The sequence below is a fragment of the Nostoc linckia z4 genome (genome assembly GCF_002608075.1).
Taxonomy (GTDB): Bacteria; Cyanobacteriota; Cyanobacteriia; order Cyanobacteriales; family Nostocaceae; genus Nostoc; species Nostoc linckia.
This window is the reverse complement of record NZ_LAHA01000083.1, coordinates 1-26,501: the sequence shown is the minus strand read 5'-3', so window position 1 is coordinate 26,501 and position 26,501 is coordinate 1. Positions and strand designations below refer to the sequence as shown.

General features: G+C 41.5%; 21 protein-coding genes, 1 rRNA gene and 1 pseudogene. 12 read left to right on the top strand and 11 right to left on the bottom strand.

Annotated elements, in window-relative coordinates:
- The first annotated feature begins 195 nt into the window (after positions 1-195).
- Positions 196-313: ribosomal RNA gene (gene rrf / locus VF06_RS35590) — 5S ribosomal RNA — on the top strand.
- A gap of 673 nt (positions 314-986) precedes the next feature.
- Here rrf and psbA read toward each other — a convergent pair.
- On the bottom strand, positions 987-2,069 hold the full coding sequence (gene psbA / locus VF06_RS35585; protein WP_099071647.1) for a photosystem II q(b) protein: 1,083 nt from the start codon (positions 2,067-2,069) through the stop codon (positions 987-989).
- Between the two features lie 374 nt (positions 2,070-2,443).
- The gene (locus VF06_RS35580; RefSeq protein ID WP_099071648.1) at positions 2,444-3,994 is read right to left on the bottom strand and encodes a metallophosphoesterase; all 1,551 of its coding nucleotides are present in this window, start codon (positions 3,992-3,994) and stop codon (positions 2,444-2,446) included.
- A 31-nt stretch (positions 3,995-4,025) separates the two neighbouring features.
- On the opposite strand from VF06_RS35580, the gene VF06_RS35575 reads away from it, so the two are divergent.
- Complete coding sequence (locus VF06_RS35575) at positions 4,026-4,229, top strand: hypothetical protein (RefSeq protein ID WP_099071649.1); 204 nt, start codon at positions 4,026-4,028, stop codon at positions 4,227-4,229.
- 109 nt (positions 4,230-4,338) lie between these two features.
- The gene (locus VF06_RS41715; RefSeq protein ID WP_180267396.1) at positions 4,339-4,497 is read left to right on the top strand and encodes a hypothetical protein; all 159 of its coding nucleotides are present in this window, start codon (positions 4,339-4,341) and stop codon (positions 4,495-4,497) included.
- Here VF06_RS41715 and VF06_RS35570 read toward each other — a convergent pair.
- The gene (locus VF06_RS35570; RefSeq protein ID WP_099071650.1) at positions 4,466-5,437 is read right to left on the bottom strand and encodes a YegS/Rv2252/BmrU family lipid kinase; all 972 of its coding nucleotides are present in this window, start codon (positions 5,435-5,437) and stop codon (positions 4,466-4,468) included. The two genes, VF06_RS41715 and VF06_RS35570, sit on opposite strands and share 32 nt — an antisense overlap.
- Positions 5,438-6,321: 884 nt before the next feature.
- Here VF06_RS35570 and VF06_RS35565 point away from each other — a divergent pair.
- A complete protein-coding gene (locus tag VF06_RS35565) occupies positions 6,322-6,921 on the top strand; it encodes a sterol desaturase family protein (RefSeq protein WP_306419470.1) in 600 nt (199 codons plus the stop codon).
- A 79-nt stretch (positions 6,922-7,000) separates the two neighbouring features.
- Here the strand turns inward: VF06_RS35565 and crtR are convergent, their stop codons facing one another.
- Positions 7,001-8,056, bottom strand: coding sequence for a beta-carotene hydroxylase (crtR, locus tag VF06_RS35560; RefSeq protein ID WP_099071652.1), 1,056 nt, complete (start codon positions 8,054-8,056; stop codon positions 7,001-7,003).
- 473 nt (positions 8,057-8,529) lie between these two features.
- Between crtR and VF06_RS43195 the strand changes: the two genes are divergently transcribed.
- The 5 genes from VF06_RS43195 (at position 8,530) to VF06_RS35540 (ending at position 13,840) form a co-directional block, all read left to right on the top strand.
- A complete protein-coding gene (locus VF06_RS43195) occupies positions 8,530-8,655 on the top strand; it encodes a hypothetical protein (RefSeq protein WP_257207588.1) in 126 nt (41 codons plus the stop codon).
- Positions 8,656-8,883: 228 nt separating this feature from the next.
- Positions 8,884-9,306 carry a lysozyme inhibitor LprI family protein gene (locus VF06_RS35555; protein ID WP_099071653.1) on the top strand — a complete coding sequence of 141 codons (423 nt, stop codon included), beginning with the start codon at positions 8,884-8,886 and terminating at the stop codon, positions 9,304-9,306.
- A 363-nt stretch (positions 9,307-9,669) separates the two neighbouring features.
- Complete coding sequence (gene hemC / locus VF06_RS35550; RefSeq protein WP_099071654.1) at positions 9,670-10,641, top strand: hydroxymethylbilane synthase; 972 nt, start codon at positions 9,670-9,672, stop codon at positions 10,639-10,641.
- 340 nt (positions 10,642-10,981) lie between these two features.
- Entirely contained in the window at positions 10,982-12,433 is a 1,452-nt protein-coding gene (gene glgA, locus VF06_RS35545; protein WP_099071655.1) for a glycogen synthase GlgA, read from the top strand.
- A gap of 513 nt (positions 12,434-12,946) precedes the next feature.
- Entirely contained in the window at positions 12,947-13,840 is an 894-nt protein-coding gene (locus VF06_RS35540; RefSeq protein ID WP_099071656.1) for a M23 family metallopeptidase, read from the top strand.
- A gap of 239 nt (positions 13,841-14,079) precedes the next feature.
- On the opposite strand, the gene VF06_RS35535 is transcribed toward VF06_RS35540, so the two are convergent.
- The 5 genes from VF06_RS35535 to VF06_RS41710 form a co-directional block, all read right to left on the bottom strand.
- The gene (locus tag VF06_RS35535; protein ID WP_099071657.1) at positions 14,080-15,084 is read right to left on the bottom strand and encodes a transaldolase; all 1,005 of its coding nucleotides are present in this window, start codon (positions 15,082-15,084) and stop codon (positions 14,080-14,082) included.
- A gap of 206 nt (positions 15,085-15,290) precedes the next feature.
- A complete protein-coding gene (gene pyk, locus VF06_RS35530; protein ID WP_099071658.1) occupies positions 15,291-16,721 on the bottom strand; it encodes a pyruvate kinase in 1,431 nt (476 codons plus the stop codon).
- 450 nt (positions 16,722-17,171) lie between these two features.
- On the bottom strand, positions 17,172-18,215 hold the full coding sequence (gene gap, locus VF06_RS35520; protein ID WP_099071660.1) for a type I glyceraldehyde-3-phosphate dehydrogenase: 1,044 nt from the start codon (positions 18,213-18,215) through the stop codon (positions 17,172-17,174).
- Positions 18,216-18,762: 547 nt separating this feature from the next.
- Positions 18,763-19,881 (bottom strand): DNA-processing protein DprA, encoded by a 1,119-nt coding sequence (gene dprA, locus VF06_RS35510; protein WP_099071667.1) that lies wholly within the window; start codon positions 19,879-19,881, stop codon positions 18,763-18,765.
- Between the two features lie 10 nt (positions 19,882-19,891).
- On the bottom strand, positions 19,892-20,308 hold the full coding sequence (locus VF06_RS41710; protein ID WP_180267395.1) for a hypothetical protein: 417 nt from the start codon (positions 20,306-20,308) through the stop codon (positions 19,892-19,894).
- Between the two features lie 88 nt (positions 20,309-20,396).
- Here VF06_RS41710 and VF06_RS35505 point away from each other — a divergent pair, with 88 nt between their 5' ends.
- The 3 genes and pseudogenes from VF06_RS35505 to VF06_RS35495 form a co-directional block, all read left to right on the top strand.
- Positions 20,397-21,533, top strand: a complete 1,137-nt coding sequence (locus tag VF06_RS35505; protein WP_099071662.1) for an SGNH/GDSL hydrolase family protein — start codon at positions 20,397-20,399, stop codon at positions 21,531-21,533.
- Between the two features lie 320 nt (positions 21,534-21,853).
- Positions 21,854-22,744 carry an Rpn family recombination-promoting nuclease/putative transposase gene (locus tag VF06_RS35500; RefSeq protein ID WP_099071663.1) on the top strand — a complete coding sequence of 297 codons (891 nt, stop codon included), beginning with the start codon at positions 21,854-21,856 and terminating at the stop codon, positions 22,742-22,744.
- A gap of 18 nt (positions 22,745-22,762) precedes the next feature.
- Positions 22,763-22,981: pseudogene (locus tag VF06_RS35495) on the top strand (DUF4351 domain-containing protein); the annotation flags it as partial.
- Positions 22,982-23,062: 81 nt separating this feature from the next.
- Here VF06_RS35495 and VF06_RS35490 read toward each other — a convergent pair.
- Both VF06_RS35490 and VF06_RS35485 read right to left on the bottom strand, forming a co-directional pair.
- Entirely contained in the window at positions 23,063-25,300 is a 2,238-nt protein-coding gene (locus tag VF06_RS35490) for a pentapeptide repeat-containing protein (protein ID WP_099071665.1), read from the bottom strand.
- Between the two features lie 9 nt (positions 25,301-25,309).
- Positions 25,310-26,314, bottom strand: a complete 1,005-nt coding sequence (locus VF06_RS35485) for a zinc-dependent alcohol dehydrogenase family protein (protein ID WP_099071666.1) — start codon at positions 26,312-26,314, stop codon at positions 25,310-25,312.
- Positions 26,315-26,501 lie beyond the last annotated feature (187 nt).

Here is a 26,501-nt window from a genome sequence, read left to right as displayed (position 1 = left end):
AGTGCAGTAATGTATGTAGCCGAGCCGTGCTAACAGACCGAGGGCTTGACCTCTGATTTCAATTTATTTCCCATTCCTTGCAGTCTTCAGGGTTTTGAACAAGTTAGCAGTTGATAGTTAGAAGCCAGGAGTTATGAATCAACAAACTCTTTTATTTCTAACTCTTAACTCCTAACTCATCACTCCAAAAGTTTTCCTGGTGTCTATTGCGCGGTGGAACCACACTGAATCCTTCCCGAACTCAGAGGTGAAACGCTGCTGCGGCAACGATAGTTTAGGGGTTGCCCTACGCTAAAATAGCTCGATGCCAGGTTCTATTTTTCTCTTTTACCCTCTAGCTTTATTCAATGGCTAGGGGGTAAATGTTTTAAAGCGGATTTGATATTTGATAAGAGATATATCACCTATATTATGTTGTGAACATAGCATATTTACTCCCCTGTAAATTAATATCTTTCTTGTGATATCTTTCTTGTGCCACTTTCCAAATTAAATAAATAGGAAATCCGTGAAACATCCAGAAGCGTAAAAAGATTTAAATCGATTCACTGCACAAATTAAGTAAATAAACACTTCAAGCTTTTTTTATCATCTATGGTAGGTGATAGGAATATTTCAACCCACATTCTGCACCAAAACTGCCACATAGAGAAAACAGTAATTAAATCAAGAGTGTTTGTAAAAATTAAGACAATAAACCTAAATAGATAAAGAGAGCAGTAAGAATTAAAGTAAAAGTCAAAAAATAGATAAAATCAGCCGCTTCATTTTTTAACATACTCTGGCTTAATTTTTTACTTTCTATCCCTCCAGTTTTACTCTTTAATCAAAAACTAGCTCCAAAATTCCTTGCCATTTTTTTTGTTTGTGACAAGTTCCGGGTGCGTAATGTGGGATATAAGTCTTGCTGCTATCAAAAGCACTCTCCTTGATAGAGAGCGCTTTTGATTCTATTTAATTTTCAGTTCAGTTGACTAGGGCAACGATTAACCGTTGATAGCAGGAGCGCTGATTGCAACAGGAGCCGTTTCGGCAGATGCCAAGTCTAAGGGGAAGTTGTGAGCATTGCGCTCGTGCATTACTTCCATACCCAGGTTTGCACGGTTGATGATGTCAGCCCAGGTATTGATTACACGACCTTGAGAGTCGATGATGGACTGGTTGAAGTTGAAACCGTTGAGGTTGAAAGCCATTGTGCTTACACCCAAAGCGGTGAACCAGATGCCGATTACAGGCCATGCTGCTAGGAAGAAGTGCAAGGAACGGCTGTTGTTGAAGGATGCGTATTGGAAGATTAGGCGACCGAAGTAACCGTGTGCTGCAACGATGTTGTAGGTTTCTTCTTCTTGACCGAATTTGTATCCGTAGTTTTGTGATTCGCTTTCGGTGGTTTCACGAACTAAGGAAGAGGTTACCAAGGAACCGTGCATTGCAGAGAATAAAGAACCACCGAATACACCAGCCACTCCTAACATGTGGAAGGGGTGCATGAGGATGTTGTGTTCTGCTTGGAACACGATCATGAAGTTGAAGGTTCCGGAGATTCCCAAGGGCATACCGTCAGAGAAGGAACCTTGTCCGATGGGGTAAATCAAGAATACTGCTGTTGCTGCTGCTACTGGCGCGGAGAACGCTAGGCAGATCCAAGGACGCATTCCCAAGCGGTAAGATAGTTCCCACTCACGTCCTAAGTAGCAGAATACGCCAATCAGGAAGTGGAAGATTACCAATTGGTATGGGCCACCGTTGTAAAGCCATTCATCTAATGATGCTGCTTCCCAAATTGGGTAGAAGTGTAAACCAATGGCGTTGGAAGATGGTACTACTGCTCCGGAGATGATGTTGTTTCCGTAGAGTAAGGAACCTGCTACTGGTTCGCGGATGCCGTCGATGTCTACTGGGGGTGCTGCGATGAAGGCGATTACGAAGCAAGCTGTTGCTGCTAGTAAGGTGGGGATCATCAGGACGCCGAACCAACCGATGTATAAGCGGTTGTTGGTGCTGGTTATCCAGTTGGCGAAGCGACCCCATACGTTGGCGCTTTGGCGCTGTTGAATGGTTGCTGTCATTGTTTTATGATTGCGGTTAAATTTGATGTATGTATCAGGCGGTTTTGTTTTCGCCTGTGAGTATACTTTACACTGCTTTACAAAAGTTAATCAAGTGCTAAAAATTTTGTAGAGTCAATGGCAATGATTATTTTTACTTATTTAAGAGCTAGATGGGTGTCCAGATGCATAAGCGAGGAAAAAAGAGCGATCGCGGCAAGGATGATTTATAAAAGCCTCAAACAAGGCATTTTGGTTAATCCATAAGATAATTAATTTGTGCAGCACGTAAGTTCTAATATCATTTGTCGCTTCCTGAACAGCATTGGTTTATTCCCTGGCTTAGAGTGTCAAACTATTTCCCTCATCTGTTCACACTCCGAAGTCACGACTTGCTAAATCACCAACGGTTCAAGTTCGTGGCTATACCATTGTCGTTGATACCATTCGGCAATTAAGGGACGAACAACAAACTTGGGATGACTTTCGCCTTTGACATCAATGCGTAAACTTGAATAAGGGCGGTGCTTGTGAAAACCGTAACCGTTGCGACCTACGAACAAATGCGATCGCGCCACTAATTTATTTTCTTCCATTAAATTCACTCCTTCAATCCGCTGGCGTCGCAGACTAAATCCGCTACCACCACAAACAATCCAGTGGATATGAGAATCTGCGTGTCCTGTATCCATTGTTTGCAGATATTCTAAACAGTGGGCGTGTCCATTCAATACCAAATCCACCAAAGGACGCCCCTGATTTAAAGAACCTATTTTTTGAGCGACTCGATCTAAAACATCACGCAAGTGCTTGCGAATTGTCAAAGTTTGTGCTTGTTGCCACTTTGTTGCTTCAGTCACGTAAGGAGGATGGTGGAAATAAATCACCCGTCCCCGAACTTCGTCAGTATTCCAAGATTCAATTAGTCTGTACTTGAGCCAATCAAGTTGTTCGATGTCAATCTGCGTTGGTCGGTCTGTGGCTAGTTGCTTATTAATATCAACAATAATTTCTTCAATTTGGGACAACTTAGCTTGGAAATCCTCTAATTCATCAGCATCACTAGGGTTTTCAGGATTTAGCTTGGCTGAGGTTTCCATAATTTGCATTTTTTGTTGCTCTAAATCCTGACGACGTTTTTCCAAAACTTTGCGGTCTACTTCACCTTGCTTTGTCTTTGGCAATGGTGGTGGGTCGTTAAATGTATTAGAATCCAAGGCGAAGAAATCAATACCGCCATAGCGAAAAGTGTAGTAGCGATTGGGAAGGCGCGTAAAGTGCCCTGGTTGATAGCAAAGACAACGACCCGTGTCTGTTTTGGCAGTGTAGTGGTGATTTAGATGAGCCTCTAATGCTCCTGGAAGCTCAAACGCTTTGAGATAGTCTAAAAAAGCCCGTGCGTAGGCGTCACCTGTTCTCGAACCATGCAAACCCACATCTAAATCTAACCGCGATCGCAACAGTTTACGAATCGGTAATGTTGTCAGAGATGCTAAGCCTAAGACAACTGGCAAGTCATAATAATCATGATTTCCGGGTACGGGTAAAATCGGCAGCTTAAAAACCATCTGGTCATAAGTAATCTTTTTAGGATGCTCTCCACCAACAAGAAACTCTCGGTAAGGGTGAATGAAGTTTTGCTGGTAGTATTCACTCGACCCCACTAAATAGATCACATCCCCAGTGTGTAGCATAAAACGACATTCATCGTGGTGGGGCAGCATGAGTTCGGCCACCTGTCGCTGGGGATTCTGTCCCTGATGGTTTCCAGAACCGCTATCACCTACAACTAAAAACGAAAACTCCAAATCCTCTGGATGACCATCATCCAACACTAATCCAGTTTGGTCGATGTTGCGTTCCACAATCAACGGATCTTGCCATCGTACCCGCTGATTCATTTTGCGAATTTTCTTAGCAATAGATGGGTCGGATACTAGTTTCAAGGCAATCTAACTCCTTCTTTAATTGGAGGTCATGGGGCATTGGGCATTGGGGATAGAAGATGATGAGGGAGATGGGGGAGATGTCAATACTGCTCGCTTTGTGCATTTTCAACTCGGAATTTGGTTTTGGGAAAAGGTGAGCCAGCGCGGTCTTGGGGGTTTCCCCCATGAGCGACTGGCGTTAGCGTCAGCGTTAGCGACGAAGGAGCGTCACCCCGAAGGGGTTAAAGGGTAAAGGTTTTTTCTTTCCCCTTTCCCCTGCCCCTTATCCCCTTCAGGGCCCCCCCTTCCCCTTTTCCCCAAAACCCGACAAGTATTGGGGGAGATGTAGCTTTAGCTTCTCTTTGGGAGGCGCTAGCGCGAACCCGCAGGGTGGCAGACAAGGGAGACAAGGAAGACATGGGGAAAACTTGTCACTCACTAGTCCCCAATGCCCAATGCCCAATGCCCAATGCCCAATGCCCAATGCCCTCAACCTTCTGGTGGATTTTTCATCTCAATAACCAAATTGGGGAGTCCCTCTAATTTTTCTGTAGGCTCAACTTCTTCTGTTAGTGGTACAAAAACTTTTAAACCTGCTGGTACACACTTCACTTCTATTGGTGTTGTGCCGATGACTTCGCCGTCCAAAACAACTTTTTGTGGTGGCTCTGTAGTAATTTTAAATTCTTTGGCTCGTAGATAACCAATATCATTGCGTTCTGCGGCGTTGCCTGTGGAAGCTGTTTGGAACAGATGGAATGTTGCGGCGATCGCTCCGGCTTTACTAGTAGGAGCTACAATTGTTAGGTCTAGCAGTCCATCGTCATAAATTAGACCTGCTGGCCCTTGTGCTAATACTGAAGTCGGAGGTGCGGCATTGGCTACTGTCACTGCACAAGCGCTAGTTTTAATTATTCTGTCTTCAGTTTCTATTTCAACATCAAAGTTCTTTAAGTTTCTTAGTTGCTGAATTCCCGCTAAAACGTAGGCCATCATCCCAAAACGATTTTTAGCTTCCCGGTCTGCTAGTTCTACGGTTTCAGCCTCAAAGCCAATACCCACAAGCAGTACCATTGGCAGATCGTTACAATAAGCCACGTCTACATTACGCGTTCCTCCCTGCAAAATTGTCTGACATGCAGCTGCGATGGTATCTGGAATTCCTAAAGCTGTAGCAAATGCGTTGGCTGTACCTCTAGAAATTATACCAAATGGTATATCAGTACGGAGGACTGCTGCTGCTGCTGCTGAGAGGGTACCATCTCCCCCCGAAGCAATTATCGCATCTACCCCTCGCTCTACTGCTGCGTAAGCCAAAGCGTCAGCACCAACTTCCTCAGTTGTTAAATAAATATCTAAATCAATTTCGGGTTCTAATATTGCTCGAATTTCTGCCAGTTCTGATTCTGGGTCACCCTGACCCGCGACTGGATTGAAGATGAGGCAGGCGGAACGATTCATAGGAAATAAGAACTAAGCTTGGATCGCTAAGATATCAAAGTATTTGTACTATTCTCCTACTATTGTGACTTCTTTTGACTGACTTGGTTACACTGTCTTGAAATAGGGAGTATGGAGTAGACAAGTAAACCTTTTTGATGTTGATTGTTTGTATGATTTATTACATAAGTTTTTATTTAAAAAAAGGAGTAGTAAAAAATTTTCATTGCTCATTGTGATTGCAATTGATGGATTATCTGCTAAAAATCTTCTGAACAAAAAAAATCAACTCGATGTTTTTTACGTATAAAGGTAAGTTTTTATTACAAAACCAAATATTTTTCTGAGCGAATCACGTAGCTAGCAGCGTTGAATAACCCCGAAGTATACTATCTCTTAGTAGCTAGTCCAACCGAGACGTTATTCTAAATTGTCAATTCTGAATTCTGACTTCTGGTATATAAAGCCACAATTGAAAGATACTATAATTTGATAATACAAAATAATAAATTCACAAAAATTGAAGTTGCTGGATAACCTTATTTTTATAAGTGGTCAAAATTTTAGTTTCTATGTCACAAAAGTCACCATTTTTTTGTTAAGAAATCTAAATATACAATTCCCAGAGTATTTAGCATTGTAAAATAAGCAGTGAATTTTGGCGATTAATAAATTAGGAGAAATTTAGCTATTTTTTGATACAATCAACACTCTAATTGTAGAAAATTAATAATTAATTTCACGGATAGGTCTAATTGACAAACCACTCATTTTTCTATTATTGGTTTTTCTTCTTCGTTATCACTCTTGCCCGATATTTTCTGATAGCTGGAGGAGCTTACTTGCTCTTTTATTCAGTTCTGGGAAAGTCTCTCACCAACAAGAGTTTGCGTATAAAACCGTTGATGAATTCTTCTATTTTCAAAGATATTCAATTATCGATACTCTCCGCAGCGATTTTTGGGATTTCTGGAGCGTTCATTATTTCAGAGTATTTTTTAGGAAAAACGCTACTATACACTAATTTCTCCGAGTACGGACTGTGGTATTTGCTAGCGAGTTTTTTTGTAGTGTTAATTCTTCAAGATACATACTTTTACTTTATCCATCGGATGTTTCATCATCCCCTAATTTTTAAATGGATGCATTATGGACATCATCGTTCGGGAGAACCAACGCCTTGGAGTTCTTCAGCATTTGATTTTCCAGAGGCGATTGTACAAGCACTTTTTTTTGTAGGTGTAATATATATAGTTCCACTACATTTTCTCACCTTAGTGGCCGCACTGATAACTATGACAATTTGGGCAGTGTTTACTCATCTGGGATTTGAGATATTTCCCCCTTCATCTCAAACCAACTGGATTGGAAAATGGCTGATTGGTTCTATGCATCATTCAATACATCACCGCAAATATAAAGTACACTACGGTTTGTATTTTACTTTCTGGGACAAACTACTAGGCACCCAAGACCCTGATTATGTCAATAAAAACCATACATAGATACTAGGAATGGGGCATTGGGCGTTAGCTTCCAAGTTGCGAAAAAAGACGTTAATATGCCATCTTTATGAAATACAACTTATTCGTGAGTTTGTGATTCATCTTTTTTGTTCGTTGCTGTATGGTGAAAGTGAATTCCGATAAAAATATCATAAATAAATTCTAAAAAGTCTTTCTTTTGCCGTAATCCTGAAGTTTGATAACAGCCTTTTTCATCTAATAAAGGTTTCATTAGATAGTATGTAGACTGATATTTATACCAGGGAATAGAAGTCCATAAATGATGAATTAAATGATAGTTTTGTCCTAAAATGAGGATATTAAGAATCGGGCTAGGATATACGCGAGCATTTTTCCAGCGATCGCGTTCCCTAAAGGGACGATGGGGCAAGTAATCAAAAAAGAACCCTAGTATTAACCCCACTATACCAGAAGGTACAATCCAAAAATTCAGAACATACATTAAACAATGATTTTGAATTGCTATATAAAAAATACCAACGACAATTAAACGGCTGATAAACCATTCCAATAGTTCATATTTACGCCACAATCGTCGCTGAAAGAAAAACACTTCGTGGTACAAAAACCGAAATGCAATTAGCCACAGTGGCCCGCCTGTAGACACATAATGATCTGGGTCATCTTTGGGGTGATTTACATGGGCATGATGCTGCAAATGCACTCGTGTGAATACTGGGAAAACAAACCCTAACATCAAGGCGCTACCATGTCCTAGCATCGCATTAATTGTGCGATCGCGGTGGGCAGATTGATGACATGCATCATGAATTACTGTCCCCGCACAATGCAAAGCAATAGTATTAACGCAAAAGCACAGCCATTGCGGCCATTGCCAAAGCCAGTAACCAAAGTTAGATGATACCAATGTTGCCGCCGCTGCCAAAAATAGCAGTAGGGTAGGATTGAAATTCCCAGGAGGTGCTAAAAGTTCCTTCGGCGGAATTTTCGGTAACTTGTGTGCTTTCAACGCTACCGTTTTTGTTTGTGTTGCTATGTCTTCTATGGTAACTTCCAAGTTGCGATGATTTTGCTTTTGATGGTCATCAACAGCTTGGTCAATGATTAGATTTTTGGCTGGAATGTCAAAAAAATTAGGATCTAAAGAGGTCATAATTTTTCCTGGTCGCGGTTCCTTGATAAAGTGAGCATGAAATCTCTTTCTTCAGCCAGCACAGAATAGATTTCTTGCCCCTATTAGAGAGAGAAAACCCTGAAAATCTAGCCGATACTGTTCTCAATTAAAATTAGAATAGGCTGTTATACCTATGGTCTAATAAAACAAGCTATTATAGTTCTAAAAAAAAGTTTATATGTTATTTGTTTATAATGTTTCAATTTTAAAAAATAAATTTTAATTCTCAAATTTTTAAGTAGACATTAGTTAGTTTTCAATACCATAAAATGGAATTGATATCAAACAAAGTAGGCTTTTTAATTTTCTGGACTTGATAATTCTTAGACTTCAATTTCAACAAGTAAATCAGGCATATCTTGACAAATTATAGTTGCTCGATATCTCTTGCAAAAGTAATTTTTGCACATTTGTAGGCAAAGGGCAAAGGAAAATTTTGTCTGTTTTGCCGATTGATACAAAAAGTATATGCACAAGCCATCGCTTTTGTGTACCTCGATCCCCAAAAACCTATGCAGGCTTTGTCCTTGTTTGCGATATATCGGAGGCGATGGTCATCTTTGTTGCGATCGCCTTGACTATCTTGATTAAATTAAGATTCTTGACTTTATAACTGGTTTATGCAGATTCATAGGATAAAGTCGATGTGAAAAGTTGCTCAGTATACAAACTAACCATCACTCTGAATTATCAGGTTTAGAGATTTCAAGGGTTTTAGTGGAATCTTGATTGGTTTATAGCTTGGTATTACTGGATGTTTGACCGATGAAAAAATGGCTAAAATCGTTACGTAATAGGTAAAAAATATGTATTATTTATTTTTTCTCATAGTAAATATACTAACTTTCGGCAGTTGGTACACTTCCAGTGTGACAGCAGCCAGCACAACACCGGATTTACCAAAAATGCATTTAGCTCAAAAACTAAACTGTAATAATCCTCAAACTCAATTAGAAATCAATCAATGCACTAATTTATCCTATCAAAATGCTGACAAAAAATTGAACGCCACTTATCAAAAACTACTGCCCAAATTAGACAGAACTAGAAAACAAAAATTGATTACTGCTCAGCAAGCATGGATTAAGTTTCGAGATGCTAGTTGTGAATTTGAGAGAAGCCAATATGAAGGTGGAACAATAGCTCCGGCAATTTATCTTGGTTGCTTAGAAAATATCACAAAAGAGCGCACTCAACAATTACAGGAATATCTAAAATCTGAAATTTAATATGTTTAAACCGCGTCTACATTTACTGTTTGAGATTTTGGTATAAAAATCTTCTCAATTATTACTCTGCCTTCATCTTTTTAACCAGCCAAATACCTGTTCTACTGTCAACTCTAAATCAACACCATCTATAACAGTCAATTTAGTTGATCAACGATCGCCACAAACTAAATATGGCAAGAATGTTACATTTACTACAAATAACTTACTGTATTAGTATTGCCTCAGCAAAACTTGGCTAAATTCATTTTCGTAAAGAATTGTAATCTAAAATCCCAAATCTAAAATCCAAAATTGGTACAAGTCACTCACTACGGTAGTCTAGATGAGAGTGAATTAATCCCTGGTTTGATATATTGTTTTATGACTTCAGCTGTTTCTAGTCCTCCGCGCACAATCCGTATCGGTTCACGCAAAAGCCAACTTGCTCTAGTTCAAACATACTGGGTACAGGAGCAACTGCAAAAAACCTATCCAGATATCACTTTTGAAGTCCATACCATGTCTACCCAAGGCGACAAAATCTTGGATGTAGCATTGGCGAAGATTGGCGATAAGGGACTTTTTACTAAAGAACTTGAGTTGGGAATGCTTAATGGCGAGATTGACTTTGCAGTTCATTCCCTCAAGGATCTGCCAACTAACTTACCCGAAGGGTTAACATTGGCAGCAATTACCGAACGAGAAAACCCAGCCGATGCCCTAGTGGTGCATGAAAAGCACAAAGATAAACAAATCGAAACTTTACCAGAGGGTGCAGTCATCGGTACATCTTCTCTGCGGCGGTTAGCACAGTTACGCCATCGCTTCCCCCACTTCACTTTTAAAGATGTCCGGGGAAATTTGATTACACGGTTGGCAAAACTGGATGCAGGTGAATACGATGCCTTGATTTTGGCAGCCGCAGGATTAGGGCGATTGGAAATGAGCGATCGCATTCATCAAATCTTACCCCAAGACATTTCTCTCCACGCTGTTGGGCAAGGCGCATTGGGAATTGAATGCCGTGCCGATGATACCGAATTAATTACTTTACTCAAAGCAATTGAGCATCCCCAAACATGCGATCGCTGTCTCGCCGAACGGGCATTTTTACGCGATTTAGAGGGCGGTTGTCAAGTACCTATCGGCGTAAATACAGAAATCTCTGGCGAACAATTAACGTTAACAGGCATAGTTGCCAGCATAGATGGCCAAAAGCTAGTAAAAGATAGCCTCACTGGAGAAGCCAGCAAAGCCGAAGCACTAGGTACGCAACTAGCACACCTATTGCGCGACAAAGGAGCCAAAGAAATTTTAGAAGAAATTTTTACGGTGATTGGGCGGGGTTCCTAAGCAATTGCACAAGCGGATGTGATTAGATAAGTAAGTAATCAATAAACAGTCATCAGTAGTCAGTAAACAATGAAAAAGAGGGGGAAAGGGGAAAGGGGAAGGGGGAAAGGAACCCTATATTTAAAAACAGGGGTTTCAAGGCATGGAAGCTGATTTTTATCGCACTATGTATCTCAAAAATCTTCTTTTTTGTTCTCCATTTTTAAAAACAGGGGCTTTATACCTTGTGGTGAAAAGTTTTTTCTTCTTCCCTTACCCCTTACCCTTTCCCCTTTTCCCCTTCTTGGTAAAATACTGATAACTGAATCGCTGTATAGGCACCGGGGAAACAAAACTTACCATGCGGATTTTATTTGTTGCAGCAGAGGCAGCTCCCATTGCCAAAGTAGGTGGAATGGGCGATGTTGTTGGTGCATTGCCCAAATTCCTCAGAGCAATGGGTCATGATGTGCGAATATTCATGCCTTACTACGGCTTCTTGCCAGACAAAATGCAGATTCCCCAAGAACCCGTTTGGTGGGGAGATGCAATGTTCCAGCACTTTGCAGTCTACGAAACCGTTTTGCCTGGTACTGATGTGCCCTTGTACTTATTTGGACATCCCGCCTTCATGCCCCGCCGCATTTATTCAGGAGAAGATGAAGATTGGCGGTTCACCTTGTTTGCCAATGGTGCAGCGGAGTTTGCCTGGAATTACTGGAAGCCAGAAATTATTCACTGCCACGATTGGCATACGGGAATGATTCCGGTGTGGATGCACCAAGATCCTGATATTACCACCGTCTTTACGATTCATAACTTGGCTTATCAAGGGCCGTGGCGTTGGTATTTAGAGAAAATTACTTGGTGTCCTTGGTATATGCAAGGACACAACACAATGGCAGCTGCGGTGCAATATGCCAACAAAGTAAATACAGTTTCGCCTACTTATGCAGAGCAAATTAAGACACCCACCTATGGTGAAACATTAGAAGGTTTGTTGTCTTTTATTAGCGGTAAGTTATCTGGGATTATCAATGGGATTGATGTGGAAGTTTACAATCCAGAAAATGATAAATACATTGCCCAAACCTTCACTGCTGATACTTTGGAGAAACGCAAAGCTAATAAAATTGCCTTGCAAGAAGAAGTAGGATTAGAAGTTAATGCAGGTGCATTTTTAATTGGGATTGTCACGCGATTAGTAGAACAAAAAGGCATCGATTTAATATTGCAAATTCTCGATCGCTTTATGGCCTATACAGATGCACAGTTTGTGTTGTTAGGGACAGGCGATCGCTACTATGAAACTCAGATGTGGCAATTAGCATCGCGCTTTCCCGGACGTATGGCAACTTACCTCCTGTATAACGATGCCTTGTCTCGCCGCATCTACGCCGGTACTGACGCCTTCTTAATGCCCAGCCGTTTTGAACCTTGCGGTATTAGCCAAATGATGGCTTTGCGTTATGGTTCTGTGCCCATTGTCCGCCGCACGGGTGGATTAGTTGACACCGTATCACACAACGACCCCATAAATGGCAGAGGCACTGGTTACTGTTTTGACCGCTACGAACCACTAGACTTGTTCACCTGTATGATTCGCGCTTGGGAAGCCTTCCGCTTCAAACCCCAATGGGAAGAACTACAAAAACGGGGTATGAGTGAAGACTTTAGCTGGTATCAATCTGCAAAGCAGTACGTAAAATTGTACAGATCAATTTACGGCTTGCCAGAAGAAGAAGAGGAAACACCACAGCCAGAACTAGTATTAAACGAAGCAGTGGCTACTGGCAATTCCTCAACTCCCTAAATAACTATTGATTTGTCGCATTAGTTCTGAGGGTTAAGAGAATGTAGACGCGTAGCGGCTTGCCGCAGGCTACCGCAAAGTACGCAAAGAAAGAGGAAGAAGAAAAGAAGTTAAAAAGTTAATTCACTAAGCAAAATTAATGCGATAGACTATTACTTTTTGTGACTCGCCATCGTATTTTCAGATTAGTTTGATGTCTGAAGAATGCGATGGCGATTCGCATAAGCAGTATCAACTTCCCTTGTGGTCTGGGAAAAGGTTAATGGTTCGACAAGCTCACCAACCGGGGTAAAGGATGTATTTGAAACCTTTCCCCTTTCCCCTTTAACCGAATCGTATTGCGTTAACACACACCAACCGTATTGCTTTAACAAAAATAATTTATGTTTTGGAGTTGCTTAATTATTTCTCTTTAAAGAATGTTGAGCTATATTAGGCAAGCCATCAAGTCCAGTGACAACGAAAAATCATGTTTTCAGGAATCAAATCAGATTACTATATCAAAATTCACTTATGAAAAAATATCATTTTTATCGATATCGTAATTATGGACTAATATGCTTAATATCTTTAACCACCGTATTCAGTACAACTACATTTGGCTTAACAGAATTAGTGGACAATTCCCCAACTCCAGAAAATTCCATCCCTGCTTCTCACTTGATTTGGCCGACTCAAGGTTTTATTTCTCAAGGCTTTCGTAAATATCAACATGAAGGAATCGATATCGCTGGGGCATCGGGGACTCCTATTGTTGCTGCTGCATCAGGTACAGTTATGAAAGCAGGTTGGGATAATTGGGGATTAGGCAATGCCATAACTATTAAACATCCTGATGGCAGTGTTACTGTTTATGGTCACAATCGCCGTTTATTGGTGAGCAAAGGTCAACAAGTTATTCAAGGTCAAATTATTGCTGAGATGGGGTCTACAGGCAATAGTACAGCACCTCATCTCCACTTTGAATTTCATCCACAAGGTAGAATTGCAGTGGATCCGCTTCGCGTACTTGCGTCTTCAACCGCAAATTTTAGTCCTAATTCTAAAGTTCAGCAAGTTACTAATTCTAATGGCTCAGTTTCAACACTTACAGTAACAAAGCCAGTTTCTCCTTCACAATCAATTACAATCAATTCTCCAAGTTTAAATACGAATACTGAATGTAATGGAGCGACAATTATTGGAGGTGAAACTCCAAAAATTCGTGTCAAAATTTGCCAAGAAAATGGTCAGTTATTTTATATTGGGGAGATGAAACAAAACCCAAATCAGCCGATAAAAATACCTGCTTTGATTGTTGGTAAAGATAAATATCAAGCAAATAATGGCAGTTTTTTTTATTTAATTACTCCTCACAAAGTAGAAGTTTGGCAAAATGGCAATCGCCTTCGTTCTGAAAATTTTTAGATTCAAGAGGCATTGTTATTAAGTAGAACGACTTGAAAAAACCAAACTATCTAAATAGTTTGTAGTAAGGAATTTAGTCCTTATTAGAGGACTGAAGTCCTTACTACAAACCTTTAATTATTTACATCGTTCTACTTATTAGTTAGTGGTTAATCAAAACCACTAACCATTAACTATCGTATTGAGTTAACTCTGTGAGGAAATACCACACAATACGCTGTCAGGATTGATAACTGCATTTAATGACTTGCCACTGGTTCTGTTTCCAGGCGAACCAGTCGGTCTGCCAAAAGTTTTTCTAGGTCTTCTAGTGCTTTGGTGAAACCTTTGATGCCCTCGTCTAGTTTATCAGTTGCCATGCGGTCAGCAGCGTGCATCTTGTCAAAGGTAGCTTTATCAATGGATATTTTTTCAATTTCCAAGTTTGCTACATTAGCAGGGTCGAGTTTGCGTGGTAGTTCTCCAATAGTTGCTTGTAATTCTGCTAAAAGTGAAGGCGAAATTGTCAATAAATCGCTACCTGCAAGTTCAGTAATTTCACCCAGATTACGGAAACTAGCTCCCATAACTTCGGTTTTATAGCCGAATTTCTTGTAGTAGTTGTAGATTTTGGTGACTGACAAAACTCCTGGATCTTCGGCTGCTGGGTAGCTATCTCGTCCAGTATCTTTTTTGTACCAATCGAGAATCCGACCGACGAAGGGAGAGATTAAGGTAACACCGGCTTCTGCACAGGCGATCGCTTGGTGCAAACCAAACAACAAGGTAAGGTTACAATGAATACCTTCTTTTTCCAGAATTTCCGCAGCGCGAATGCCTTCCCAAGTGGTGGCAATTTTAATTAACACGCGATCGCGGCCAATTCCAGCAGCGTGATACTGAGCAATTAATTCCCGCGCCTTAGTAACTGTAGCTTCAGTATCATAGGACAAACGAGCATCTACTTCTGTAGATACCCGACCCGGAATAATTTGCAAAATCTTCAACCCAAAAGCCACCGCTAAACGGTCAAAGGCCAGAGTAACTATCTGTGCTTGGGTAGCTTTAGCTCCAGCGTCTTTTTTTGCTTGGAGTAAAGTTTGATCGACAATCCCTTGATATTCCGGCATCTGCGCCGCAGCAGTAATCAAGGAGGGATTTGTGGTAGCATCTTGGGGTTTAAACTTTTCGATTGCTTGGATATCCCCTGTATCTGCAACCACAACAGTCATTTCTCGCAATTGTTCTAGTAAATTTTTAGACATAAAATACTCCATGATGTTTGTTTAGGATTTACTTAATTCCCAAGGGGGTGGGGAGTTAGGAGTTAGGAGTTATTCTTTTCTTGCTCCCTCATCTCCCACTCTGCGGGTTCGCGCTAGGGTCTCTCAAAGAGAAGCTAAAGCTATATCTCCCTCATCCCTACTCCTCTCCACAGCCACAGCCACTGTCACAGCCTTATTCTAGAGGCTTATGCAGAAATTGGCTGTCCAATGGAATGCACTTTGATTAAGCTAGTTGTTCCTGATTTACCAATTGGAACGCCAGAGGTAATTACCACCTGATCTCCTTTTTTCGCTATACCCCTGTCTAGGACTTTGTTCACCACATTTGTAAACATTTCTTCAGCTTGGTGGACTGGTGGAATCAACAAAGGTTCGACTCCCCAGGAAAGTGCTAGCTGACGGTAAGCGGTGGGGTCGGAGGTCAAGGCAATGATTGGAGAAGTTGGTCGGTATTTAGACACCATTCTCGCTGTGTTGCCTGAGGTTGTGTTACAGAGAATTGCCTTTGAGCCGGTTTCATAGGCGATACGACATACTGCTTCTGCCACCGATTCGGTAACGCTGAGACTACCTGGTTCGTGACACCAGGAATGTCTGGCACCTTCATCTAAAGCTTGTTCGGTTCGGACGGCAATATTGTGCATCGTCCGAACGGCGGCGATGGGGTACTCTCCCACGGCGGTTTCACCAGAAAGCATCACCGCATCTGTACCATCCAAGATGGAGTTAGCCACATCTGTTGCTTCTGCGCGGGTGGGGTCGGGGGCGCTAATCATCGACTCTAGCATTTGCGTGGCTGTAATCACGGGCTTGCCAGCTTGATTGCAACGGCGGGTGATATCTTTTTGAATTAGAGGCACTTCATGAATTGGCACTTCCACGCCTAAATCGCCACGGGCAATCATGATGCCGTCGGCAACTTTGAGGATGGAGTCAAATTGCTCTACTGCTTCTGGTCTTTCGATTTTGGCAATTAAGCGAATTGAAGCCCCAGCGGCTTCAATCATCCTTTGGGCGGGTTCTAGATCTTGTGGCGATCGCACAAAAGACACCGCCGCCCAGTCTACACCCAATTGAATCCCAAAACGCAAATCTAGCAAGTCTTTTTCGGTGATGGAACTCACAGGTAAAGGGGTTTGTGGCAGGTTCACTCCTTTGTGGGTGGAAATTAAGCCGCCAATTTTTACCTGTGCGCGAATGCGATCGGCATCGCGATCTGTAACAATCAGCTTGACGCGACCATCATTAATTAAAATTGGTTCCCCTGGTCGCACCATTGCAAACAAAGTCGGCAATGGTAAAGGCAATTCGTCAATACTTTCACCCTTCTCTTGCAAAACAAAGGTAACTTCACTCCCAGCTTCCACATTTAACCCTTCTGGTGGTAAGATACCCAAACGGATCTTTGGGCCACACAGATCTTGCATGATAGCGATCGGTCTTTGCTGCTCAGCGCTAATCTGCCTGAGATATTGAGCTGTTTGGGCATGGAATTCATAGGCTCCGTGAGAAAAATTCAACCGTGCCACATTCATTCCAGCTTCTACCAAGGCTTGCAGCTTTTCAGGTGCAGATGTAGCAGGCCCAACAGTACAAATGATTTTAGTTCGACGCATAGGGATTAGGGGTTGAGAGAATAACCTGCGACCTGGATGCCTGATACCAATTCGTAATTCCTAATTACAGCTTTCAGCTTTTATTTGGGGTTACCCGTTCAAATCTTGAGGCTGCTTTTGGAGAATTGTGATTATGCGATGTCCAAGCTAAGTTGTCCTAGACATCGCATGGAGCATCCAACTTCACACGTGTTTCATATCACTGGTTTGCTAAGTAAAGATACTAGATTGCGTTTTATTTTTGGGTATTCACCATTTGACCCAAATCCCAAATTTGGGACTGGGGACTGGGGGCTGGGGATTGGTGACTTGTGACTTGTGACTGGAAGTTATTATTCTCCCCTGCCCCCCTGCCCCATCTCCCTTGTCTCTCCCCATCCCCAATGACGGCAGTTGCTCCACTTGGGGAGACCCCAAGACCGCACTGCCTCCCCAATGCCCCATAACAAATCAAACCACAGCAGGCGTCGGTGCGGGCTTTTCTTTTTGTGACATAGATAACATGAGGTCAACTACACGATTGGAGTAGCCCCACTCGTTGTCATACCAGGCAACGACTTTGAAGAAGTTGGAGTTTAACTCAATACCAGCACCTGCGTCGAAGATGCTTGAATGGGTATCACCTTGAAAATCTGTGGAAACTACTTCTTCATCTGTGTAACCCAAGATACCTGCTAACGCACCGTTGGCAGCCTCTTTCATAGCAGCACAAATTTCTTTGTAACTGGTGGCTTTGGCAGTTTTGAAAGTTAAATCAACCACAGAGACATCAGGAGTCGGAACTCGGAATGCCATACCAGTCAATTTGCCCTTCAATTCTGGTAAAACCAGTGCTACCGCTTTAGCTGCACCTGTGGAGGAGGGAATAATATTTTGGGCTGCGCCTCGACCACCCCGCCAGTCTTTTTTGCTAGGGCCGTCTACCGTTGGTTGAGTGGCAGTCATGGCATGAACTGTGGTCATCAAACCTTCAGTCAACCCAAAGTTATCATTAATAACTTTAGCAATGGGAGCTAGACAGTTTGTAGTGCAGCTAGCATTGGAGACAATCACATCCTTGTTGGGGTCAAACAAGTGATGATTAACACCCATTAACAGGGTAGGAACTTTATCTGGATCTTTGGTGGGAGCAGAGATGATTACTCGCTTTGCACCTGCTTTGAGGTGGTTTTCTGCGCCTTCATAACCAGTGAACAGTCCCGTAGATTCCACTACATAATCGGCACCTAATTGTCCCCAAGGCAATTCTGCGGGATTTCTAACGGATACGCAAGGAATGAAGTGGTCATCAATGACGATTCCATCTTCCTTGGCTTCAACCTTTCTCGTCAATCTACCGTGAGTCGAGTCGTACTTTAAGAGATAGGCGAGGTTATCTGGTGGTACTAGGTCGTTAATACCGACAAACTCAACGTTGGGATTATCGATGCCAGCGCGAAGCACAAGTCTTCCGATTCGACCGAAGCCATTGATACCAACTTTCAATTTACTCAAGATTAAACCTCCTGTTGTGGAAAGTTGAACAAAAGGAGAAAGTTAAAAGTCAAAATAGATTGCCTTTTACTCTTTACTTTATGATCGTGACAGCCTCAGTCAGCGAAGGCATATTTACTTGGCATATTTTAAGGATTGGGGCATGGGGGAGGCAGTGCGGTCTTGGGGTCTCCCCAAGTGGAGCAACTGCCGTCATGGGGCATGGGGCATTGGGTATGAGAAATAGGGAATATAGTTTTTTAGTTGCATCGAGTTGCATTGTGAATGCATCGAGTTGCATTGTGAATGCATCGAATTGCATTGTGAATGCATCGAATTGCATTGTGAATGCATCGAGTTGCATGATGAATGCATCGAGTTGCATGATGAATGCATCGAGTTGTATTGTGAATGCATCGAGTTGCATTGTGAATGCATCGAGTTGCAAAAATTAACCCACTCCAATATTTCGTGCAGCTTTACCGACTTGTAGACACAAAGCAACTTCTTGCACACTGCCAAGTGCCATGATTAGTGATTAGTCACCATGCCCAATGCCCAATGCCCTTTAATTCTTTTGATACCTCATTCCCGGTAGTTGGGAGAGTAAACCCATAAGTTCCAACTGTAACAAGGCACTGGAAACTGAACCAGGAGGCATACCGGTTTGTTGGACTATTAAATCGAAGGGTAGAATATCAGAGGCGATCGCATCCATTACCTGTTGCAATTCAGGTGATAAAGTTGGCAAACTTAATTGTTGTACTGTTGACAATTGCTCAACTTCATCAATTTGTGGTATTGCTCCCAGCATTTTTAGTAATTCGTCTAATTCTTTGAGAATTAAAGAAGCGCCTTGAGTTAATAATTTCAAACAACCTTGGGATGGATAATCGTCTACTCTTCCTGGTAATGCATAGACATCTCTCCCAAATTCATTGGCGTAGGTGGCTGTAATCAAAGCGCCAGATTTTAATGGGGCTTCCATGACCAGGATAGCGCGGCTCATGCCTGCAATAATGCGGTTGCGGCGGGGAAAGTGAGTGCGATCGGGTGGAGTTTTTGTGGGATACTCACTCACAACTAAGCCAGCCGTCAAAATTTCCTTGTACAAATCGCGATTTTTTTGGGGATAAATAACGTCTATGCCAGTCCCTAAAACTGCGATGGTTCTTCCACCAGCTTTCATGGTAGCGGCGTGGCTTTCTGTGTCAATTCCCTCCGCCATCCCAGAAACTACGGTAAAGCCATTTTTAGCCAAAGCTGTACTAATTTGACGAGTCCAACGAATGCCATATTCTGAAGGGCGGCGGGTGCCAACAATACCAACTAGCGGTTTTTGTCCGAGATTTTCCTGGAGTTCAACTTCACCACGATAGTACAAAATCGGCGGGGGACTGGGAGTTTCCAATAGTAAGCGGGGGTAATTTGCATCTGCTGGAGTCCAGAAATAAGGGTTTTCCTGTTGGTGTTTAGTGAATAGCTGTTCTGGATGTAGACGCGATCGCTGTTGTACTATTTTTTCTAGTGTTTGAAAACCAAAACCCTCTACTTTCCCTAACTCTTGCTTAGTAGCCTTCCAAGCAGTTGCTAACGTACCAAAATGCTGTTGCAGCCGTCGCAATAATACCGGGCCAATCCCTGAAATTTGCGACCAAGCCACCCAATATGCACTTTCTTCTACCACTTTTTTACCCTCACACCACTGGTTTGAGTATTCCCAAAATCGTCGGGTTGTGTCCATTTATGGTATGGGGCATTGGGCATTGGGCATGGGGCATTGGGCATGGGGCATTGGGCAATAGAGATGTAGCTTTAGCTTCTCTTTGGGAGACGCTAGCGCGAACCCGCAGGGTGGAAGATGGGGCAATACGGTTCGGATAAGCAGTATGAACTTCCCTTGTGGTCTGGGAAAAGGTTAAGGGGTAAAGGGTAAAGGATGTATTTGAAACCTTTCCCCTTTTCGCTTTTCCCTTTGCCCTTTTCCCTTTGCCCTTTGCCCTTTGCCCTTTGCCCTTTGCCCTTTTCCCTTTCCCCTTTCCCCTTTGCCCTTTCCCCTTTAACCGAACCGTATTAGGAGATGGGGGAGACAAGGAAAATAATTCCTCTATCAACTGTCAACACCCCCAATCCCCATTGACTCTTGACTCTTAACCATTGAATATTAACTATTGACTATTTATTCTCTCAGTAGCTTTGGTAATGAAATCTTTTTATCGTCTTTTACTAGGCTTATGTGGTTACTCTATATTTCCACTACTGCATGGTATTTTTGCTGCATCGCCTAGTTTGGCAGCGGAAAAAGTTGTTGTTAGATACGGTTTATTTGAACAAGCGATCGCTGTGGCAGATATACGCAACTATAGCGAGACGCAAAAGGTTTCTGCTAATTTGCAAACTATTTTAGGTCGTCTCAGTGCTGAAGAGAAACAAAAGTTTCAATATGCGCTGCAAGTGAAGATGTTGCTTGATATTGTGGCTTTAGACAAATTGGTAAATACACCAACTGGCAAACAAATTTTATCTTTTGTTTCCCAAACTATCGCGCGTCGGGATGAAGCCAATATCCAAGCGCTACGATCTGCTATTATTTTGGGGGCGAAATCCCCAGAAGGTTTGGGTATCCTCACATTTTTAGAAGCATATCCCAGTGAAGAAATAGTAATTGATGTGTCAAAAATTTCCCGAATAGTCGGTTTGGCAAGTTCATCTTCTGGTTCTGCTGATGCGCCGCCGAAGGATGATGTAATTTCTTCGCCTTTAGGTAAAGTTGCACTACAATATCAAACTATAGCCGCCCAAGATAAACAATTTTCAGGTTGTTTATTTGGGGATTCGATTTCGGCTGGAATTGGCAATACTCTTGGCAATGGTACTTTTAATTTCGGCTTAAATGGCTTAAGTACAATTTCATTAATAGAACAACTGAAAACTTTAATTCCTACTAAGGTGAAATGCGAAAAAGCTATTATTGCCGTAGGGGGTAATGATGCTTTGTATGGGATTAATGATGAGTTGTTTACCAAGAATCTGCAAGAGGCGATCGCACTGGTTCGCACAATGGGAACTAAAGAGGTTTTTCTGATTCCAGCTTTTTATTCAACAGTTGAGGCTAGCTCAGATCCAACTGTTGCCGCACCCAATTCTAGAGTCGAACAAATTAATGTTCTCATTAATAAAGTTGCAGAAACAGAAAAAATACCAGTTGCCACATCAGGAGTAGCACCATTGTATGAGAATAACGTTCTCAAAAAAGATTTTACCAGTGATGGCGATCATCTAAACGCAGAAGGGCTAAAAATTTATCGGGAAGCATTGTTAAAAATTTTAGGCAAGTAATATGAAAACCGATGGCAGTTGAATTTTTTTCATAAAAAATAACTGCCATTGGTTTGTTATAATTATTTTCTAAAATTTAGCTACAGCAGATAATCGCTCCAAAACCCTTATTAGGGACTTCCAAGTAAAAAAATATTCCACAGAAGATTGTTAACTGTTGAACGCCACTTGCTCCATTTCGGGAAACCCCAAGACCACAGTGGCTCCGGTTCACAGTCAACAGTCAACAGTCAACGACCCCAACCGAAATAATTTATTTTTTGGATTTGCCTTATGTTTCATTTTTTTAATTTTTAATTTTGAATTGATATAATACTTTCATGCGCCGAGACTCAATTTTTTACAAACTATTTCAACAATCACCCAGTTTGTTATTTGAATTATTGACAAATAGACCAATAAATGCAGAAAGTTATCGATTTGATTCAGTGGCTGTCAAAGAACCAAAATTTGAAATAGACGGGGTATTTTTACCACCAGAAAATCAAGGTGCTGGGGTTGTTTATTTTTGTGAAGTGCAGTTTCAAAAAGATGAACAACTATATGAAAGGGTATTTGCCGAATCATCTTTATATTTCTATCGCAACAGCGCCAGATTTAGCGATTGGCAAGCAGTAATTATTTATCCATCCCGTAATATAGAACAAACTAATATTTATCCTCATCGGGGATTGCTTAATAGTAATCAAGTACATCGAGTGTATTTAGATGAATTGGGAGATATTCGCCAATTACCTCTATCGCTAGCGCTGATGGTGTTAACTACATTGGATGATGAACTTGCACCACAAGAAGCAAGATATTTGCTTGAACGTTCTTCAGTTGAACAGCCTGAAACTTCAAATAACGCCATAATTGACTTAGTGACTACAATAATGGTGTACAAATTTGAACAATTAAGTCGAAAGGAGGTTGAATCGATGTTAGGAATAACACTCAAAGAAACGCGAGTTTACAGAGAAATCAAAGAAGAGGGACGAGAACAAGGACTAGAACAAGGACTAGAACAAGGACGAGAACAAGGAAGAGAAGCGGAAGCGCGATCGCTCATTTTTCGCCAACTCACAAAACGTGTAGGAGAACTACCTCAACAACTGCGTCAACGTCTTGAAAGTCTCTCTCTACAACAATTAGAAAATCTAGGTGAAGCATTGTTAGATTTTACTAGTATGGCTGATTTACAAGCTTGGTTAGAAGCACTTGAGGGTTAAGCAATCAAAAAAATGCGACTCAAAGAAACACGAGTTTATAGAGAAATCAAGGAAGAGGGACGAGAAGCAAAAGCGCGATCGCTCATTTTTCGTCTACTCACAAAACGTGTAGGAGAACTACCTCAACAACTGCGTCAACGTGTTGAAAATCTGTCTCTCGAACAATTAAAAAATCTGGGTGAAGCACTGTTAGATTTCACTAGTATGGCTGATTTACAAGCTTGGCTTTCAGCATAACTATGAAAATAGTTTAAGGCATAAAACTATTAACCCTAGTAAACATTCGCTGTATTTCCCAACTTGTTATTGAAGGCAACATTATTTCAAATAAATGAGCAAATTCAATCCGGGAATTGTGCGCGAAAGTGTCCACAAAACTAGGGTAATATACATTAAACCCAAACTCCATTGATACCAAGCAAGTGCAGAAATAATACCAGGTAAATGTTCGTCTCGTAAGCGGATATCGTTAAATCCTAACTTCACTAAATTATTGAGACTAAAATCATAATAATTAAGCCAATTCCAACGGCGATCGCACAACAATGGCATATACCTTTCACGAAATGTCTGATTTCTAGGAATTACCGGCAAACGTCCAATTAACAATCGTAATTGTCTAAATGTTCCGTCCTCTGTAAAGTACGAAATATCCATTAAATCATGATAACGGCCTTGTTGGTAAAGTCGAATTAATAAACTCACGGGAACTGGAAGAATGATTATTAAAAGACAACCCAATGTTAACCAAGGTTGTTCTGCATTGCGAAAAATAGCTAATAAGCTCAAGAATTCTAAAAAGCTAAAGCTGATTAATATAGAAATGGTTTCGTAGGATGTGGGAATGATTGGTATCGGACGCAAACGACGACATCGATCCACTAGCCAAAATAGCAAACCGAAGTAAGCGATCGCTACTCCTCCCACACCAAATACTAACCAAAAATTTGTGCCATAACCACTCAACAATAAGAGTACACTTAATGCCAACCAACCCCAAGCTTGAAGTAACCATGTAGCGATTGAAAGGGGTTCGCCAACAGTCAAGCGATCGCTTAATTTAGTGTATGTTTCTAAACTGATTTCTGCTAAAGTAAGTAACTCTGTAATATTGCGGAATGGCTTTAGCAGACGACGTTCGACAATGGCTTGCGACTCAGTTGTAGAAAAACCCAATTTCATCAAATTTTTAATAGTTGCGCCATTAATATTTGTAGCCATCAATCTGCGGCTTAATTCTATTAATCTTAGTCGTTGTTTTGTGTACTCTAAATCATTAGCATCTGCAACTTGCTGTTGTTGACGAAAATTTTGCCCCAAATTTCGCAAGATATTTTGATTTCCTTGGAATGCCGGTACATAAAACATCTTGCCAATTTCGCCAGGATTACCTAAAATTTTCGCTTGATTAGAATTAAAAGTCAAACCAGAAACATTTAAAAAAGCTTGCTTGGTAAATCTAGCATCACTAAAGTCTGCTTGGTTAAGAATACTCGCACCTTGTAAATTGACCGATTGGTTAAAATCCGCTTCTCGAAATATCACAGCTTGTTCAAAAGTTGTCTCTTTAAATAAAAGAATCTGATTAAAATTACCTTTATTAAACTGTACTTGATTGGCAAAACGCACATGAGAAAAATCAACATTTTCCTGCCATTGCACGCTATTAAATTTAGCTAATTGCTTAAAGTTTGCTTGATTGAAATTGGCAATTTTTTCAAAGATACTACCTTGAAAATCAACATTTTCCTGAAATTGAATTTGTTTAAAATTAGCTTTTTCAAAAAAAATACTCCCAAAAAAATTACTCGGTTGTCGAAAGCTTGCATTGCTAAAATTTACAGGACGAGCAAATCTCGTTTCAATCCAATTAGTGGCTTGGACAAAGGTAGCGTTTTGGGCGTCTACAGACTGAAGAAAAAATGTATGAGAAAAATTTACTTCTCCATTGAAGCGAGTTTGCCCTAGTATCAAAGCACCACGAAAAACGGTAATTTCCCCTGATTGATTTGACTCTGTTGTCAAAAGCGATCGACAATCTTTAGAATTTGGTAAAGCTATTGCTAGAGATTCCAAACAAACAAAGCGTAAACGTTCTAATTCTTCTTGTTCAGTAGCAGTAAAAATCGGAGCGATCGCTTGAGCATACAAAGGTGTTCTTAAACCCAAATCACTACCGACAAAATCTCCTAAAACCAAAGCATAACTCAAATCTAAACCTAGAGGTTTTGCACCCAATTCTTTACGTAGCAATTGGTAAAAACCATCGCGAAAACTAGCATTTTCTGGGCGTAAATCAATCGTCATTTTCTGCAAATCCACCGTCAAACTACCTTCGCGGAGTACGGGTGTACGCAGTCTCTCTTGTAATAATTCTAAAGTTAAAAGTGTACGTTCTGGTTGTGGTGCTGCCCAAATAGGTAACGGTAGCAAGAGAACAATTAATAAAACACAAAGAAACGCCAAGGAAAACGTACAGGAACACACATAAAAAACTTTGCGTACCTTTGCGTTTAACCTCTGCGTGCCTCTGCGTTGAAAAAATAATTTATGCAAGCTCGATGGTCAATCTCTAATTAGCAGAACAATTTTACCCGTTACAGAACCACTTTCAAGTAATTGGTGAGCTTTAGCAGCTTCTTCTAAAGGAAACTGGTGGCTAACATGAATTTTTAACTTACCTTCATCGATCCAGGCGGCAGATTGTTCGAGAATTTCTGCATGATGCTGGAGACTTTCTTCTAATCCCAGCAATGCTGGTGTCAACATTAATTCTAAGCCGATGCGGAGATTGCGTAATCTAGCAGTTTTCCAAACAGTATTGGCATCTGGTTCCAGAATCGTCACAATATCACCATACACACGGACTGCGGGGAAAGTTTTCTCAAAGATTTTGCCGCCTACGGTATCAAAGGCCAACTCTACACCTTCGCCATTAGTCCAATCTAATACCGCTTCTACAAAGTCAGTTTGTTTGTATAAAATTGTGTGGTCAGCACCTAATTCTTTGACAAAACTAGCTTTTTCCTGAGAACCTACAGTAGTAGAAACACTAGCACCTTTGAGTTTTGCTAATTGAATTGCTACATGTCCCACACCACCAGCCCCCGCATGAATCAGAACTCGTTCCCCAGGTTCCAATCGTCCGCGTTCGTATAAAGCTTCCCAAGCTGTGATTAAAACTAAAGGTGCTGCTGCTGCTTCAGCAAAGGAAATAGACGCGGGTTTACGTGCTACAAACCGTTCATCCACAACGGTATATTCAGCATAATTGCCTTGGTGTGCCCCCAAGCCGCCATAGCAAAAATATACCTCATCACCTGGGCGAAAACGTTGTACACCAGCACCCACAGCTTCCACTATTCCTGCACCATCACATCCTAGAATAGTTGGCAGGCGATCGCTATAAAAAGTGCCTCGGCTACGAAGTTTGGTATCAATGGGGTTAACACCAGCCGCCACTAAGCTGATTAAAAGTTCCGTATTTCCCACCGGAACAGTAGGGTTTGGCACGTCCTGTACTTGCAGAACTTCGGGCGCGCCAGCTGCTGTCATCAAGACTGCTTTCATGATTCTTTCCTCCTGGCTTTAGATGCACGTTTATTTGCAACTTTACCACCCCTTCTTTACCAGAGGCTACGCCAACGGGGTGGGAGTAGGCAGTGTAMGGTTCGGGGAAGGGGGGAAGGGGTTTACCAGAGGCTACGCCAACGGGGTGGGAGTAGGCAGTGTACGGTTCGGGGAAGGGGGGAAGGGG

Excerpts from the sequence above, each read along its gene's own strand:
- VF06_RS35565 (WP_306419470.1), top strand. The coding sequence starts at position 6,322 with ATGAATTCTTCTATTTTCAAAGATATTCAATTATCGATACTCTCCGCA.
- VF06_RS35540 (WP_099071656.1), top strand. The coding sequence starts at position 12,947 with ATGAAAAAATATCATTTTTATCGATATCGTAATTATGGACTAATATGC.
- VF06_RS35570 (WP_099071650.1), bottom strand. The coding sequence starts at position 5,437 with ATGAATCGTTCCGCCTGCCTCATCTTCAATCCAGTCGCGGGTCAGGGT.
- VF06_RS35575 (WP_099071649.1), top strand. The coding sequence starts at position 4,026 with ATGGGGCATTGGGCATTGGGGATAGAAGATGATGAGGGAGATGGGGGA.
- psbA (WP_099071647.1), bottom strand. The coding sequence starts at position 2,069 with ATGACAGCAACCATTCAACAGCGCCAAAGCGCCAACGTATGGGGTCGC.
- VF06_RS35555 (WP_099071653.1), top strand. The coding sequence starts at position 8,884 with ATGTATTATTTATTTTTTCTCATAGTAAATATACTAACTTTCGGCAGT.
- hemC (WP_099071654.1), top strand. The coding sequence starts at position 9,670 with ATGACTTCAGCTGTTTCTAGTCCTCCGCGCACAATCCGTATCGGTTCA.
- VF06_RS35485 (WP_099071666.1), bottom strand. The coding sequence starts at position 26,314 with ATGAAAGCAGTCTTGATGACAGCAGCTGGCGCGCCCGAAGTTCTGCAA.
- VF06_RS35505 (WP_099071662.1), top strand. The coding sequence starts at position 20,397 with ATGAAATCTTTTTATCGTCTTTTACTAGGCTTATGTGGTTACTCTATA.
- crtR (WP_099071652.1), bottom strand. The coding sequence starts at position 8,056 with ATGACCTCTTTAGATCCTAATTTTTTTGACATTCCAGCCAAAAATCTA.
- VF06_RS35500 (WP_099071663.1), top strand. The coding sequence starts at position 21,854 with ATGCGCCGAGACTCAATTTTTTACAAACTATTTCAACAATCACCCAGT.
- VF06_RS35535 (WP_099071657.1), bottom strand. The coding sequence starts at position 15,084 with ATGTCTAAAAATTTACTAGAACAATTGCGAGAAATGACTGTTGTGGTT.
- pyk (WP_099071658.1), bottom strand. The coding sequence starts at position 16,721 with ATGCGTCGAACTAAAATCATTTGTACTGTTGGGCCTGCTACATCTGCA.
- glgA (WP_099071655.1), top strand. The coding sequence starts at position 10,982 with ATGCGGATTTTATTTGTTGCAGCAGAGGCAGCTCCCATTGCCAAAGTA.